This window comes from Arthrobacter sp. MYb229, from assembly GCF_002975405.1.
Taxonomy (GTDB): Bacteria; Actinomycetota; Actinomycetes; order Actinomycetales; family Micrococcaceae; genus Glutamicibacter.
Genome location: NZ_PCPS01000008.1, coordinates 1 through 15,217, shown reverse-complemented (window position 1 = coordinate 15,217; position 15,217 = coordinate 1). Strand labels below are relative to the sequence as shown.

Here is a 15,217-nt window from a genome sequence, read left to right as displayed (position 1 = left end):
CTAAATCTTCTCATTGGTCAACGCCACCGTGCGTGGCAGGTCATTGCGAGTTCCCAGGTCATGGAAGAGTCCGCACATCATTTTCAATCCCTGCCGCAGCACCGATTCCAGGGCGTGCTCATTGGGCCCGTGCTGCTGGCACCCCGGATAGGAGTGCGGGATCCACAACGTCGGCAGGCCCAGAGTTGCTTCAAAGACCTCATTGGGCAGCGAGCCTCCGATATTCGGCAGCACCACGGTGGGCATGCCCGTGGTCTGCTGGACAGAATCGCTGGCCCAGCGCACCCATGGGTTATCGGGGTCGATTCGGCTCGCCGCGAAGCACTGGCCCATTTTCAGCTGCACCATTGGATACCCGGCCTCGTTCAACGCCCGGCGAATCGCTCCCTCCAGCTCATGCATATCTGTGCCAACCACAAAGCGCAGCTGCAATACCGCGCGCGCTTCGCCGGGAATGGCATTAACCGGCCGGGAAATATCGGCGGAGCGAAGGGCGAGTACCTCCAAGGTATTCCAGCCATAGAGCCGCTCAGCGGGGCTCAGGCTGGTGTCGCCCCAATGGGGATCCAGTTCAGGATCCTGCGCGCCACCGCCCACCTTGACCATTTCGAGCGACTGGCGCACCGAGGAAGGCAATTGGCTAGGAAGCAACTCCGGCACCTGGATGCGCCCATGGCCATCGACGAGCACTCCGATGGCACCTGCGAGGGTGGTCGCGGGGTTGCGCAAGAGCCCGCCCCAATTGCCCGAATGGTAGCCGCCCGGACGCAGCGGAACGCTGAGTTCGAAGGTGGCTCCACCGCGCGCGCCGAGAAATATCGTGGGCCGCTCGGCGGACAGCCTGGGACCGTCGGAGGCGATGAACACGTCTGCGGCCAATTGACCACGATGGGCGGCGGCGTATTCCTGCAGGTGCGGCGAACCGATTTCCTCGCCGGCTTCGAAGAGGAAGACGAGGTTGAACCCGAGCGCGCCACGCTGGGCCAGGACCATCTCCAGTGCCTTGAGGTTCACCAAATGCTGGCCCTTGTTATCTGCGGTTCCGCGTCCGTACCATCTGTCGCCCTCGGCGCTCAGGACGAAGGGCTCGCGTCCTTCGTCCCACTGGCCGGCTTGGCCATCAACCACATCGGCGTGCCCATAGCAGAGCACCGTTGGGTGCTGATGGTGTTCGGTGCGCACCGCGCGAAGGAAGGAATTGCCCGAACCTTGCCAGTCGAGATCCAACTGCACCGTGAAACCCATGCGCTCCAGCCTGGCGCGCAATACCTCATCAAGATATGAGTTCATTGCAACTCTCATGGCTGCGTCGGTGCTGACGGTAGGGCAGGCAACTAGTTCGGACAGATCCTCGAACAGCTGGCCCGAGTCGACATATTGATCCGCAGTAGCCAGTAAATCTCGTCTATTCTGCATGGTTTCTCCCTTATCCCAGTGAGGTACTGTAGATCACAGTAGGAGATGAATTACGTGCGCACCAGTGCCGTTTCCTGCATGAGGTTTGAGTTAAACGCAAAATGCTAGTCGAGCGGAGTTCCCAGGAATGCAAACGTTGCCGACCGCGCTGCGCTATTTCCACGAAGTGGCCAGCACCGGCTCCATCTCCGAAGCGGCCGAAGCCCAGCATGTTTCCGCTTCGGCCATTAGCCGCCAGATCACCCAGCTCGAGCATCAAGTCGGGTCCGCGGTTTTCCGCCGCCACGCCCGTGGAATGGAATTGACGGATGCGGGAGTCCTGTTGCTGGCGCATACCCGTCGCATGCTGGCCGAGGGCGAGCAGCTGACCCATGATCTGAGCGAACTGTCCATCGGGGCATCGCGGATCATCGAGGTGGTCAGCTCGGAGGGGCTGGCGGCATCGCTGACACCGCGGGCGGTGTCGGCCTTTTGCAAGGAGCACCCCGAGGTTTCGGTTCACCTGAGCGTCTTGCCCTCCGCGGAGGCCACCCGGCAAGTCATCGAAGGAACGGCGGACCTCGCCACAATTTTTGCGCTGGGGCCGCAGCGCGGCGTCAACGTCGAGCATTCCTGCCCTGCGCCGGCATATGCCGTCGTCAGCACCGGGCATCCCCTGGCGGTTCGCACCGAGGTGTCGCTGGCCGAGCTATGCGACTATCCGATGTCCATGCCCGCGAAAGGCATCACCCAACGCGAGCTCTTCGACATAGCCACGTCCATGGCAGGCCTCACACCTAAAATCGTGCTGACCACGGATCACATCAACCCGGCAATGGAGTTTGCGCGCTCCGGAGCCGGGGTGACTCTATTGAGCCATTTCGCCCGCCGCGACGGCCTGAGCCACGGCCTGAAATTCATCCCGATCGACCATCCGGCGTTGGCCGAACGCACCGCGCAGATCCTCACGATGCCAAGGCGGCGACAACCTGCCCTGGTCAGCGCCTTAATTCAGCAGATCGCCGCGCACATGCAGGAATACTAGAGCCGAGGCACCGGGGCACGTCCGTCCCACGGGCCGAAGGCACCTGTGATGCGACTAGTTATCGTCCTTCAGCAATGCCACATCGGACACCATCTCAATATGCTCACCCATGGCATCGGCGGCGCCTTGGGCATCACCAGCGCGGATGGCGTCGGCGATCTTGTGGTGGGACTCCAGCGAACGCTCGGGACGACCGGGCTGCCCGAGGGATTCGATGCGGGTTTCAAGGACCATCTCGGCGATGAACGTCATCAGCTTCTGCAGCACTGATGACTTCGCCGCTCCCGTGATCGCCTCATGGAACAGCTCATCCCCGCGCGCGCCGCGTCCGCCATCGCCGATTTCTGCGGCCATCACCTCCAGCGCCTGGTCAATTTTCTGCAGGTCGGCCTCCGTGCGGCGCTCGGCGGCCAGCGCGGCCAGCTTGACCTCCAAGGTGCTGCGCGCCTCGACGATATCCGGCAAGCGGTTTTTGTGCGCCCGCAGATCGCGCAGCACGGTGGCGACGCTGGGCCGGTACATCAGCACCGCTCCGGTGCCATGCTGCACATCGATGACTCCGAGAACTTCCAAAGCCACCAGCGCTTGGGCGAGAGTCGCCCGCGAAACGCCCAGCTGCTCCGCCAATTCGCGTTCCGCCGGCAGATGGTCGCCGGGGCCGAGCTGCTCTTCTTCCACAAAAGTCAGGATCTGCTGCATCAGTTGCTCATAGAGCCGCGGGCGTTGCACCTTTGCAAACTGCCTGGGCTTCTTGGCTTCAGCCACCTTGATTCCTTCCTCACGAATGCGTTATAGCTCAAACCTACACCGAAAATTCGCTTGACAAGACACCGAGAGTCTAGGAGGCTAGGCCAGTGAGCCAGTGATGCCCATCACAGGCAAATCAACGACCACGCAACCTTCAATAAAAGGAATTCCCATGTCTGTCGCGCTTGTTTCCATCATCGTGCTGGCGGTGATGTTCATAATTGCCACGATGTTCCCGATCAACATGGGGGCTTTGGCCTTCGTCGGAGCATTTCTGCTCGGCACGGTTTTTCTCGGCATGGATGCCAAGGACATCCTCGCGAACTTCCCCGGAGGATTGTTCCTGACCCTGGTCGGCGTCACCTATCTGTTTGCCATCGCGCAGAATAACGGCACCATCGACGTCCTGGTGGACAAGGCGGTGAAGCTCGTCGACAATCGAATCTCGCTGATCCCCTGGGTCATGTTCGCCATCACCGCGGCCATCACCTCCATCGGCGCCCTGGGCCCGGCGGCGGTAGCGATCATCGCGCCGATCGGTCTGACCTTCGCCCAGAAATACAAGATCAACCCGCTGATGATGGGCATGCTCATCGTGCACGGCGCGCAGGCCGGCGGCTTCTCCCCGATCGCCGTCTACGGCGTCATCGTCAACGGACTCATCGAAGAAGCCGGCTTCCCCTTCAGCCCCACCGCATTGTTCCTGACCAGCTTCGTATTCAACCTCGTCATCGCGGTCGTGCTCTTCCTGGTGCTCGGCGGCAAGAAGCTCGCCGGACAGCGCGCCGGCGCCATTGCCGAACGCGTCGCGGAGGCACGCCTGTCGGTATCCGTGGGCACCCGCGGGGCCGACGTCGATTTCAAGGGCAGCGGATCGGGCACCTACGGGCCACGCGATCCGGCCGGAGACGGCGCAGCGCCCAAGGCGCCCGGCCAGCGTTTCGGACAGACCATGACGATCATCGGGCTGATCGCCCTGGCCGTGATCGCCCTGGGCTTCAAGGTCGATGTCGGATTCGTATCCATCACCATCGCGGTCTTCCTCGCCCTGGTCAACCCGGCCGGGCAAAAGGGCGCGGTCAACAAGATCAGCTGGTCCACGGTGCTGCTCATCTGCGGCATGCTCACCTTCGTCGGTGTGCTCCAAGAAGCCGGAACCATCGAATATGCCTCCAACGCCGTGGCCACCCTGGGCGCACCGCTGCTGGCGGGCCTGCTGATCTGCTACATCGGCGCACTCGTTTCGGCCTTCGCCTCCTCCACCGCCATCCTGGCGGCGCTGATCCCGCTGGCCATCCCCTTCCTCAACACCGGATCCATCAGCGCTATCGGCCTGATCTGCGCGCTGGCCATCGCCTCCACCGTGGTGGATGTTTCCCCGTTCTCCACCAACGGTGCGCTGGTGCTGGCCAATGCGCCGGAAGGCACGGACAAGGACCGCTTCTACAAGCAGGTCCTCGGCTACGGCGGCATCGTTGTCCTCGTCGGACCGCTGCTGGCCTGGGCCACGCTGGTGCTGCCGGGCTGGCTCTAAGCCCGCACTCCCCATTCAATCCAAGATTTGCTAGGAGGAGCCTTGAGCTCTACGACGGCCGTTGCCGAGAAAATGCAGTCAACCACCGCCGGTCCCTTAAACGGATACGTGGTGCTCGACCTGACCCGGGCGCTGGCCGGGCCCCATGCGGGAATGATGATGGGCGACCTTGGCGCCAAGGTGATCAAGGTGGAATCCGTCGAAACCGGGGACGACACCCGAGGCTGGGGTCCGCCCTTTGCCGGACCGGAGGACAACCCGCAAGCCACCTATTTCCTCTCCTGCAACCGCAATAAGCAGTCGCTGTCGCTGAACCTGAAAGCCGCGGCGGACAAGGAAAAGCTCGTTGAGCTGATCAAGCACGCCGACGTGCTGATGGAGAACTTCCGCACCGGGGTGCTGGAGCGGCTCGGATTCAGCACCGCGGTGCTGCACGAGCTCAATCCGCGGCTGGTGATCATGTCCATCACCGGCTTCGGCCACGACGGGCCCGAGGCCCACCGCAGCGGCTACGACCAGATCCTGCAGGGCGAGGCCGGGCTGATGTCGATTACCGGTTCCGGCCCCGAGGATCCGCAGAAGGTCGGGGTGCCCATCGCGGATCTGCTCTCCGGGATGTACGGCGCCTTTGGCGCCCTGGCGGCACTGCTGGAACGCGAGCAGACCGGACGCGGACAGGTGGTGCGCACCTCGCTGCTCGCCTCGATCGTTGGGGTGCACGCATTCCAAGGAACCCGGGCCACCGTAGCCGGCCAGAACCCCCACGCCATCGGCAACCACCACCCGTCCATCGCCCCCTATGGCCTCTACCCCTGCAACGGAGGCAAGGTGCAGATCAGCGTCGGCAGCGAAAAACTCTGGCAGAAATTCGCGGCGACCTTCGGCCTGGCACCCGACGATGCCCGCTTCGCCAGCAATGCCGCCCGCGTGGAGCACCGGTCGCAGCTGAACCCGCTCATCGAGCAGGCCTTCTCCGGCTACGGGGCAACCGAACTTCTGGCCCTGCTCGACTCGGCCGGCATCCCCTCGGGCAAGGTGCGGAGCATCGAGGAAGTCTACGAATGGGAACAGGTCAAATCCCAGGGGCTCATCGTCGAGGTCGAGCATGAGGTGCTGGGCAAGATCAGCCTCCCCGGCCCGCCATTGCGTTTCTTCGACCCCGCCACCAGCGCGGAAACCACCAAAACCAGGCATAGCGCCCCACCGTTGCTGAACGCCGACGCCGCGGACATCGAACAATGGCTGGACGCCGGAAGGGAAGAACGGTCATGAACACCAAAACCGCTCGCCTCGGCGCGGCCGAACTGCTCGGCATCGTGCTGGACGAAGGCTCCTTTGAATCCTGGGACAGCACCCCGCACCAGCCCGAGCTCAGCGAAAGCTACGCGGCGGATCTGGACGCCGCGCGGCTCAAGAGCGGTGCCGATGAATCGGTGCTCACCGGCAAGGGAATGATCCAAGGGCGGCCGGTGGCGGTGATCGTCTCGGAGTTCAAATTCCTGGCCGGGTCCATCGGGCAAGCCGCGGTGAAACGCATCGTCGCCGCGATCACGCGGGCCACCAGCGAAGGGCTGCCCCTGCTCGCCGGACCCGCCTCGGGCGGCACTCGGATGCAGGAAGGCACCCTGGCCTTCCTCGGCATGGTTGCGATCACCGATGCGGTGCGCCGGCATAAGGAAGCCGGTCTGGCCTATTTGGTGTATTTGCGCCATCCGACCACCGGCGGGGTGATGGCTTCCTGGGGTTCGCTGGGACATATCACCGTGGCCGAACCCGAAGCGCTGCTCGGCTTCTTGGGACCCCGCGTCTATGAGGCGCTATCTGGGGAAAAGTTCCCCGAAGGAGTGCAGGTCTCCGAGAACCTCTTCCGCAAGGGGCTGATCGACGCGGTGGTCGCCCCGCAGGAACTGCCCGAGCTGGTGCTGCGGGCGTTGCGGATCCTGCAGCCGACCGAGGTGAGCACTTCGTTGCCCGCGCCGCTGGGCCGGACGGTGCCCGGCAGCACGCCTGATGTGTGGGAATCGGTGCAGATCAGCCGCAATCCGCGCCGCCCGGATACCCGCATGGTTCTCGCCTCCGCCGATGACGCACTGCCGCTGAACGGGACCGGGCAGGGCGAAAAGGACCCCGGCCTGATTCTCGCGCTGGCGCGCTTCGGCGACCAGCGATGCGTGGTACTTGGCCAGCAGCGTCCACGCCACCTGAGCACCTCCAGCATGGGCCCAGCGTCCTTGCGCGAGGCACGCCGCGGCATGCAATTGGCCCAGGAGCTCGGCCTGGCCCTGGTGACCATCATCGACACCACCGGGGCCGAGCTTTCGGCCGAGGCCGAAGAAGGCGGGCTGGCCGGCGAGATCGCCCGGTCGCTGAGCGAGCTGATCGGGCTTCGCTCCCCCTCGGTATCGGTGCTGCTTGGCCAAGGCACCGGCGGGGCCGCGCTGGCGCTGCTCCCGGCCGACCGGACCATTGCCGCGCAGAATTCGTGGCTCTCGCCGCTGCCGCCGGAAGGCGCGAGCGCCATCATCCACCGCAGCATCGAGCAGGCCCCGCAGATGGCCCGCGCGCAACGCATCGGAGTCGGCTCGCTGTGCGCTTTCGGGCTGGTCGACCACGTGGTCGACGAGCTCGATGAGGCCGCCGGGCACCCGCGTGAATTCGCGCAGAAGCTCTGTGCGGCGATCGCCGCCGAGGTTTCCTTGGCCCGGGTGATTCCCGACGAATACAGGTTGGAGCGCCGGCAGCAGAAGTTCCAGAACCTGGGTACCTTAGGCACCTAGCCGGCGCAGCTTGCCTGCGCTACTCCGTGCAAATCCCGGGGCGCTAGCGATTGAATTCGCCAGCGCCCCGGGATTTTGTCGTTGCAGCACGCTCGGTTAACGGCGCACCGGGTAGCACAGGTGGAGCACCCGGTCGCCCTGAATCACCGCGTCGGGATCCTCCAGCGGGTGCTGGGCGTGGGCCGGCCCGAAGTAGCGCTTGCCGGAGCCGAACACGACGGGAACGACGTCCATGCGCACCTCGTCGACCAGGCCCGCGGCCAGCGCCTGGCCGCCAACATCGCCAGCGGAGACCTCGACGATGCGCTCACCGGCGAGCTCCTGCGCCTTGGCCACGGCTGCGGCGACGCCGTCGGCGAAGTGAAAAGGCGCCTCGGGATCCCAGCCCTCGGGCTTCGGCCGGTGCGTCACGACGACCATGTGCTCGACCCCGCTCGGCGGCTTCCCGTCCCAGCCATCCGTCATGTCGAAGACGTGGCGGCCGACGATCGTCACCCCGATCCGGTCCCAGTATGGCCGGGTGTAGTCGTAGGATGCCTGCGACACCTTCAATGCGCCGCTCTCGTCCAACGGGACTTCGCCGCCGGTCAACCAGTCGAACAGCGCTCCGGGCTGGTCGTTCGCATCCGCGATAAAACCGTCCACCGACACCGAGCCGTACATGACCACCTTGCCCACGGGAGGCTCCTTTGCTTTGGGGTGCCTCATCGTAGCAGTTCCGCATAGATCAGGGTGCAGCGGGCGGACGTTGCCTTGCCTCAGCCGGCCGGCTCGTGGGGCTCGGTCTCGTATTGACCAGGCCGCGGTTCGGCGCAAGGGAACTCCGGCTAGCCGTCCTCGCCCCAGTAGGTATTGCGCCGCGGCTTTTGCTCCGGGTCGATGTGCTTGGGCAGGATCACCCACGGCAGCCCGTCCTGGAAGATGACCTTGATAATTCCGAGGTCATAGGCCGTATGGTGCGCGTCGCAGCCTGGCCCGGAATTTTCCAGGCTCGTATCCCCGCCGTCGGCGTGGGATTTGATGTGGTGGATTTCCACCCGTTCCGGAGGCGTGGTGCAGCCAGGCACCAGGCATCCACGGTCCCGCGCCAGCACCGCCTTGCGCAGGCTCGGCGGAACCAGCCGCTTAGCTCGGCCGAAGTCCAGAAGTTCACCGCGCCCGCCGAACACCGCCGGAATGATCTTCGCATCGCATAGGAGCTTTCTCAGCTCCCCCGGCGGAAGATCCATTCCATGGGCCGTTCGCCCGTGGGCCCCGGCCAGGTTTCGCAGATCATCGAGCTTCATGTGGACGATGACCTCGGGTTCGATGCGGCGTCTCCCGGCGTCCTCTCCGGAGGTGCCCAGCAGTTCCAGGAGCGCATTCAACGCTCGTTCCGGTGGGCTCACCCGCATCTGCGGCGCCTCCGGTTCCCACCGGGCACCGGCCGCCTCGGGAGGCAGGAAGTCCGGCAGCTGGGGCTGTTCGGGCAGGGAGTCCGATCCCTGCGCCGTCCCGGAATGACCCGGGTTTTGCCGTGCGCGCTGGCCGGCCTGGGTTTTCGGGTTGTTCGCCTGGGCGATCAGCGAGTCGAGCATTTCGGCTTCGAGCAACCCGACGCGCAAAACGAATTCAACGACCTGTGGGTTGCTGGTTTGCCGCCGATACATGCCCCGGCACAGCGCCGCAGCGGTGGAGGTCTCGGGATGAGAGCTGGCGATCGTGATCAGGCTGCCGATCTTCTTCTCGGCTTCCTTCTCGGTCAGCTCATCGTGCAGGATCTGTGCCGCACGTTCTTCAACCGCGATTCCGGAGTTGTCCAGCAGCGTCGGCTCGGTCGGGGTGCCTTCAAAGGTGGTGTCTTCCGGTTCGCGGCGCGAGATCTTCTTGCTGGTCTCGCAGACCGCCTCGGGGCTGACCTTCGGATCATCGAGCAGCTGGCCCAGATGCGGGAAGCGCGGCGGCACCGGTTGCCCTGCGGGATCACGACGCCCGATCAGGTCGCTGGCGTCGAGCATCATCCGCCTGGCCCTGGCGTAGCTGATCTTCAGCCAGCTGGCCAGCAGCTCTGCAGGGTCTTTGAAGCAGGAGCGCCCGGAAGCGCGGCGTGCGGCGCGGGTGGTGTCGGCGGGCTGGACGCGCAGTTCGCTGAGCTCTTCGGCTTCCAGCTGGTGCGCGTTGGTGGCGGCCAGCCGATCCGCGGCCACCAGGCTCATCCGGGTGCATTCATCCTGGATCCGCTTCGCGGCGGCCAGAAGTTCCAGGGCCAGGCGTGGGTCTGCGGTGTCCTGCAACGCCCGCCGCAATCCGATGAGCACCTGGGTCTCTTGTTCGATGACCGCCCGCAGCGCGGCCCCGTCGATCCGGCGGCACGCCTCGGCGTCGGCCGGTTGCAGCGTCTCCAGCAGCTGGCCGTACCCGTCGAGGGCCTGATCCAGGTCGGTGGTGTCCATGCAGACCAGTGTGCCCCGATGCGCGGCCTGCCGGGATGCGCCAGAAAAATCTGTGGATAAGTGCGTCCGATCGGGCACCGCGCCGGAACATCCGCTGGCGCAGGAACCGATCGAGGGCCGGACGCGGCTTCTTGGTACGAAGATTTTTCCGGGCTTCCTTGACTCCGTGATGCGCCACGTCTAGGGTCTTGTGTCATGCGCCACGTCGATTTCCACACACAGTCCACGGACTGGTCGATCTCTGTTGCGCGCAATCTGTCCAGCATCAATGCAGCTGAGAAGCTTCGCATAAACTCTCCTCGGCGAACCGCAGGCTACGAGAATGATTCCTGGGAATCCAATGCCATTGGCTGGTGGGGCTGCGAGCCGTAGCCACACGGCACCCGTGTAGGCACTTTAGAACCAGGCCTCGATGGCTTGGTTCCACTTGAGCATGGCTTCGATGCCGGCTCACTCATCCCAGCTCCTTAATCGCACCGCGCCCCCGTTGGCCGATCAGTCATGTCGTTCGCTCTCTCATCCGCCATGCCTGTTCCCACGCCGCCGGGGTGCCCCTGCATCACCAAAGGTAGAATTTCCATGTCCAAAACCGATGAAACCCGGCCCACCCCTGGGGCGGAAACTGCGCAGGACCGAAAACGGAAAAAGTCTCGGCGGCGGTTGCCCAATCTCGATTTTCGCCGACCCGGATATCCGCATAATATCCACCCGGCGCTTGTTCCGGGTATCGGAATCGACGAACAGCGTCGTCGCTACCAGGTCAGCAAGTTTGTCCTCTGCCTCACCGGGGCACTGACCATTGGATTCGTCGTGTGGGGAATCCTCGATCCGGCCGGCGTTGCCAATATAGCTTCCGCCGCGTTCTCCTGGTCCACGCTCAACCTGGGCTGGCTGTTCAATACCGTCGCCATCATCACCCTGGTCTCCCTGATAGGCCTGGCGATCTCTCCCTATGGAAAAATATGCCTCGGCAAGGACGGTGAAAAGCCGGAATTCAGCACATTCTCCTGGGTCGCGATGCTCTTTGCGGCCGGCATCGGCATCGGAGTACTGTTTTTCGGCCCGTCCGAGCCGCTGACGCATTTCATTGCCCCTCCGCCGTTGACGCACCAAGCGGAAACTACCGAGGCCATGCACGGCGCCATGGCGCAGACCTACTTCCACTGGGGCTTCCATGCCTGGGCCATGTACGCGCTGGTTGGCGGTGCCATCGCCTACGCGGCGTACCGCCGCGGCCGGGCACTGCTCATGTCCTCCATCTTCCGCACCTTATTCGGCCAGCGATATTCGGAAGGCTTCGCCGGCAAGCTCATCGATGTGTTCGCGATCGTGGCCACCCTGTTTGGCACCGCGGCGGCCCTTGGCATTGCGGCGATGCAAATCGGCACCGGCATCACCATCGTCACCGGCGCGGGTGAACTGACCAATAACATGCTGGTCATCCTGATTCTCCTGCTGACGGTTGCCTTCATCATCTCGGCGGTTTCCGGGGTTTCGCGGGGCATCCGGTATCTGTCGAGCATCAACATCATCCTCACCGTGGGCATCGTCGGGCTGGTGCTGTTCCTTGGCCCCACGCTGTTTCTGCTCAATCTGCTGCCCTCGTCATTGATGGAATATCTCGGTTCGATGTTCGAGCTGATGGGGCGTTCGCTGTCCTGGGGCGCAGAAACCCAGGAGTTCCAGTCCGTCTGGACCGTGTACTACTGGGCCTGGTGGATCTCCTGGTCGCCATTCGTCGGCTCGTTCATCGCACGCATCTCGCGGGGGCGGACCATCCGGCAGTTCCTGCTGGGCACGATCCTGATTCCCTCGTCGCTGCTCTTTGTCGCCTACGGCATCATGGGCGGCACCTCGATCTGGATGTACCAGCAGGGAATGCCGGGGTTCAGCGCCGATATGCCCGCCCCGCAGGTGTTCTTCACCATGATCGAGAATCTGCCGTACCTGCAGTGGCTGCCGTACGTGGCCATCGTGGTGCTGGCGATCTTCTTCATCACCTCCGCTGACTCGGCCTCGGTGGTGATGGGCATCTTGACCTCCCGGGGCAATCAGGAACCCAGCCGGTGGATCGTGGTCTTCTGGGGCCTGGTGATGTCCGGGATCGCCGTCGTCATGCTCTTGCTCGGTGATTCCTCCGCCTTGGCAGGGCTCCAGCAACTGGTCATCGTCAGCGCGGTCCCATTTGCCTTCATCATGCTGCTGATCATCGTCGCCTGGTTCCGCGATTTGCGGACCGATCCGTTCGCGCTGCGGCACCACTACGCCGAAAATGCGATCAACAACGCGGTATTCGAAGGTGTCGACCGCTACGGGGACGACTTCGCCCTGCACGTGGTCGCCACGACGCCCGGCGAAGGAGCCGGTGCCGATGTGGATTCCACCAGCGAGGAATACACCGAGTGGTATCAGCGCACGGACGAGAACGGACAGCCGGTGGGGTACAGCTACGCCACGGGCGAGTGGGCCGACGGCTGGGATCCGAAAACCGGGGAGATTTCACTGCAGCCGGTGGTGGACTCCCCGGAAAAACCCGGCGGCGAACCGCGGCGTTGAGCCGATTGCCGGCGGCGCAGCTCAATTCACGTCGGCGGCCAAGCGAAATCCCGTATGGGCCAGCGAGGTGTCGGCGGTGACGGCGGTGCGTGCCGAGGTCCGGTATCGCCGGCAATACGAGGCGTGGCACATGTGCGAACCACCGCGCACGGCGGGACGCGGATCCTCAGCGGAGAAGGTCCCCGAGGTCCACTCCCACACGTTGCCGGTCATGTTGTAGAGGCCGAATCCGTTGGGCGGATATGCGGCCACCTCCACGGTGCCGACCGGGCTGGTGGGGCCATGCGGGAATTCTCCGGCGAAGGTCTTCATCCGGGCCTGTCCCCCGGGCTCGAATTCGGCGCCCCAGGGATAAGGCTGCTGCTCCAGCCCGCCCCGGGCGGCGAATTCCCACTCCGCCTCGCTGGGCAGCCGGGCGCCGACCCACTGCGCGTAGCTTCGGGCATCGCGCAGGGATACGTGGGTCACCGGATGGCTTGCCCGCTTCAGGGCATCCGAGTCCGGACCTTCGGGTCGCTGCCAGTTGGCCCCGGCGACCGTGTACCACCACGGGGCATGCTCGTCGGGCGTTGCAAGCCTGCGTGTTTCGTTCGACAAGTTCCCGTCGAAGACCAGGGAATCCCCGTGGACTTCCGCATCGCTGCGGTATCCGGTGGCCAAGACGAAAACGGCGAATTCCGCGACGGTTACCGCGGTGGCGGCGATGGCGAAGGGCGCCACGGCGACTTCACGCACCGGGCCTTCGCCATCTGCCCGGTAGGCCAGTTCGTCCTCGCTGCCCATCAGGAAGCTGCCGCCGGCCAATCCGAGCAGGCGCAGCTGTTCCGGAGCCCGGGCCGCAAGGGTCTCCAGCTGGCTTGCCTGCTGGGCCGCAGCCGGCACCGGCCGCGCAGGAGGGGTATTCCCCGATCGCTGGGCTCCACAGCATGCACTCATCAACTAGCTCCAATTTCAGTTACTACGAAAGGAAAAACGATGTCAATCAAACGACCTAACATCATTGTTATCCAAGCCGACCAGATGGCCGCCCAAGCGCTTGGCGCCTACGGAGATCAGGCAGCCAAGACGCCGCATATCGACGCATTGGCCGAATCCGGGGCGGTTTTCGACCGCGCCTACTGTAACACCCCGCTGTGCGCCCCGTCACGCGCCTCGATGATGACCGGACAGATGCCTTCGGATCTGGGCTGCTTCGACAACGGCGACGACTTCGCCGCCTCGATTCCCACCTTCGCCCACCGGCTGCGCGGGGCCGGATACCACACGGCCCTCATTGGCCGGATGCACTTCATCGGCCCGGACCAGCAGCATGGATTCGAGCAGCGGCTCACCACGGATGTCTACCCGGCGGATCTGGACATGATCCCGGATTGGACCCGCCCGCTGGAGCAGCGCTTGCAGTGGTACCACGATGCCGCCGCGGTCTTCGAGGCCGGGGTGTCCAAGGCAAGTGTGCAGCAGGACTTCGACGATGAGGTCACGTTCCGTTCCTTGCGCCATCTCAACGACCGGGTGCGGGCCAACCAGGCCGCGGGCGAGGACCTGCCGTTCTTGATGGTCACCTCCTTCATCCACCCGCACGATCCCTATGAGCCGCCGCGCGAGCACTGGGACCGGTTTGCCGACGGCGAGATTCCCGACCCGGCGCACCCCGAGGTTCCCGACCCCGCCCAGGATCCGCATAGCCATCGCCTGCGCGCGATGAGCGGCTTCGACCAGCGCTATCCGGATCTCGACGGCGTGCGCCGGGCGCGCCGCGCCTACTACGCGGCGGTGAGCTACATCGATGACCAGATCGGGCGCATCCGCGCCCAGCTGCAAGCACTGGATCTCGACGACAACACGGTGATCATCGTGATCAGCGACCATGGCGACATGCTGGGCGAAAAGGGGTTGTGGTTCAAGATGTCCCCCTATGAGCAGTCTTCGCGGGTCCCGCTGATCATGCACGGGCCGGCGCATCTGGTGCCCACCGGCCGCTTCGCCGAGCCGGTGTCCCTGCTCGATCTCGCGCCGACGCTCCTGGACTTGGCCGGCATGGAAGCGGCGCAGCTTCCGGGCAGCTCCTTGACAGAATCGATGCGCCGCGCGCAGCGCGGCGAAGCCGGAGCCGGGGACCGCGATGTGGTCATCGAATACCTGGCCGAAGGGACCTTGCGTCCGCAGCTGACCATCGTCCGCGGGAACTACAAGTTCGTGCTCTGCCCGGGAGACCCGGAGCAGCTCTTCGATCTGGCGGCCGACCCCGATGAGCTGCGCAATGCAGCCACCGACCCGCAGCATGCCGAGGTCGTCGCGGCAATGCGCGGCGCGTTGGAATCCCGGTACGACCTGCCCCGGCTGGAGTCCAAGATCCTGGCCAGCCAGTCAAGCCGCCGGGTGGTCGCCAACTCGCTGCAGCAGGGCAAGGTGCACCATTGGGACTACAATCCGGAGCCCGAACAGCGCTACGTGCGCGGCGATTTCTGGAACGCGCTGAAATACGGAACCATCACTGACCCCGAGCGCTAGGGCAACTGCCGCACCCGGCGCTGCCGCTACCGACAACCTTCGAAACTTTCTCTGGAGAACACATGAACCTGCAACCTCAATTAGCCAAGAGCCTTCAAAGCAACCAGAATCCGCGCTTGCACAGCGGCGAAACGCTGTTCATCGACGGCAGCTTTGGCCCGGCCAGCTCGGCCGCGACCAGGCAGATCTTCTGCCCGGCCAATGGTCAGCCGGTAGCCCT

The 15,217-nt window shown here is 64.5% G+C and carries 11 protein-coding genes; 6 read left to right on the top strand and 5 right to left on the bottom strand.

Going from position 1 to position 15,217, the window contains the following annotated elements; translation table 11 throughout:
• Entirely contained in the window at positions 1–1,416 is a 1,416-nt protein-coding gene (locus CQ019_RS16365; RefSeq protein ID WP_105554368.1) for a M20 family metallopeptidase, read from the bottom strand.
• 127 nt (positions 1,417–1,543) lie between these two features.
• Here CQ019_RS16365 and CQ019_RS16360 point away from each other — a divergent pair, with 127 nt between their 5' ends.
• A complete protein-coding gene (locus CQ019_RS16360) occupies positions 1,544–2,440 on the top strand; it encodes a LysR family transcriptional regulator (RefSeq protein ID WP_105554367.1) in 897 nt (298 codons plus the stop codon).
• A gap of 54 nt (positions 2,441–2,494) precedes the next feature.
• Here CQ019_RS16360 and CQ019_RS16355 read toward each other — a convergent pair whose 3' ends face one another.
• Positions 2,495–3,205: a FadR/GntR family transcriptional regulator gene (locus tag CQ019_RS16355; protein ID WP_258133727.1), complete on the bottom strand. Its 711-nt coding sequence runs from the start codon at positions 3,203–3,205 to the stop codon at positions 2,495–2,497.
• Between the two features lie 154 nt (positions 3,206–3,359).
• Here CQ019_RS16355 and CQ019_RS16350 point away from each other — a divergent pair, with 154 nt between their 5' ends.
• The 3 genes from CQ019_RS16350 (at position 3,360) to CQ019_RS16340 (ending at position 7,498) form a co-directional block, all read left to right on the top strand.
• Positions 3,360–4,721: an SLC13 family permease gene (locus CQ019_RS16350; RefSeq protein ID WP_105570144.1), complete on the top strand. Its 1,362-nt coding sequence runs from the start codon at positions 3,360–3,362 to the stop codon at positions 4,719–4,721.
• Between the two features lie 72 nt (positions 4,722–4,793).
• Positions 4,794–5,993 (top strand): CaiB/BaiF CoA-transferase family protein, encoded by a 1,200-nt coding sequence (locus tag CQ019_RS16345; protein ID WP_105570143.1) that lies wholly within the window; start codon positions 4,794–4,796, stop codon positions 5,991–5,993.
• Entirely contained in the window at positions 5,990–7,498 is a 1,509-nt protein-coding gene (locus CQ019_RS16340) for a carboxyl transferase domain-containing protein (RefSeq protein ID WP_105570142.1), read from the top strand. The genes CQ019_RS16345 and CQ019_RS16340 overlap by 4 nt, the downstream gene beginning before the upstream one ends.
• Before the next feature lie 96 nt (positions 7,499–7,594).
• Here the strand turns inward: CQ019_RS16340 and CQ019_RS16335 are convergent, their stop codons facing one another.
• Both CQ019_RS16335 and CQ019_RS16330 read right to left on the bottom strand, forming a co-directional pair.
• On the bottom strand, positions 7,595–8,176 hold the full coding sequence (locus CQ019_RS16335; protein ID WP_105570141.1) for a dihydrofolate reductase family protein: 582 nt from the start codon (positions 8,174–8,176) through the stop codon (positions 7,595–7,597).
• 149 nt (positions 8,177–8,325) lie between these two features.
• Positions 8,326–9,930, bottom strand: coding sequence for an HNH endonuclease signature motif containing protein (locus CQ019_RS16330; RefSeq protein ID WP_105570140.1), 1,605 nt, complete (start codon positions 9,928–9,930; stop codon positions 8,326–8,328).
• Positions 9,931–10,509: 579 nt separating this feature from the next.
• Between CQ019_RS16330 and CQ019_RS16325 the strand changes: the two genes are divergently transcribed.
• Positions 10,510–12,486, top strand: coding sequence for a BCCT family transporter (locus CQ019_RS16325; RefSeq protein ID WP_096284676.1), 1,977 nt, complete (start codon positions 10,510–10,512; stop codon positions 12,484–12,486).
• A gap of 21 nt (positions 12,487–12,507) precedes the next feature.
• On the opposite strand, the gene CQ019_RS16320 is transcribed toward CQ019_RS16325, so the two are convergent.
• Complete coding sequence (locus CQ019_RS16320; protein ID WP_105570139.1) at positions 12,508–13,422, bottom strand: SUMF1/EgtB/PvdO family nonheme iron enzyme; 915 nt, start codon at positions 13,420–13,422, stop codon at positions 12,508–12,510.
• A 39-nt stretch (positions 13,423–13,461) separates the two neighbouring features.
• On the opposite strand from CQ019_RS16320, the gene betC reads away from it, so the two are divergent.
• The gene (gene betC, locus CQ019_RS16315) at positions 13,462–14,997 is read left to right on the top strand and encodes a choline-sulfatase (protein ID WP_105570138.1); all 1,536 of its coding nucleotides are present in this window, start codon (positions 13,462–13,464) and stop codon (positions 14,995–14,997) included.
• The last annotated feature ends 220 nt before the right edge of the window (positions 14,998–15,217 follow it).

What these genes read in the sequence shown, in the direction of transcription:
- CQ019_RS16365 (WP_105554368.1), bottom strand. Translation starts at nt 1,416, where the DNA reads ATGCAGAATAGACGAGATTTACTGGCTACTGCGGATCAATATGTCGAC.
- CQ019_RS16360 (WP_105554367.1), top strand. Translation starts at nt 1,544, where the DNA reads ATGCAAACGTTGCCGACCGCGCTGCGCTATTTCCACGAAGTGGCCAGC.
- CQ019_RS16350 (WP_105570144.1), top strand. Translation starts at nt 3,360, where the DNA reads ATGTCTGTCGCGCTTGTTTCCATCATCGTGCTGGCGGTGATGTTCATA.
- CQ019_RS16345 (WP_105570143.1), top strand. Translation starts at nt 4,794, where the DNA reads ATGCAGTCAACCACCGCCGGTCCCTTAAACGGATACGTGGTGCTCGAC.
- CQ019_RS16340 (WP_105570142.1), top strand. Translation starts at nt 5,990, where the DNA reads ATGAACACCAAAACCGCTCGCCTCGGCGCGGCCGAACTGCTCGGCATC.
- CQ019_RS16330 (WP_105570140.1), bottom strand. Translation starts at nt 9,930, where the DNA reads ATGGACACCACCGACCTGGATCAGGCCCTCGACGGGTACGGCCAGCTG.
- CQ019_RS16325 (WP_096284676.1), top strand. Translation starts at nt 10,510, where the DNA reads ATGTCCAAAACCGATGAAACCCGGCCCACCCCTGGGGCGGAAACTGCG.
- CQ019_RS16320 (WP_105570139.1), bottom strand. Translation starts at nt 13,422, where the DNA reads ATGAGTGCATGCTGTGGAGCCCAGCGATCGGGGAATACCCCTCCTGCG.
- betC (WP_105570138.1), top strand. Translation starts at nt 13,462, where the DNA reads ATGTCAATCAAACGACCTAACATCATTGTTATCCAAGCCGACCAGATG.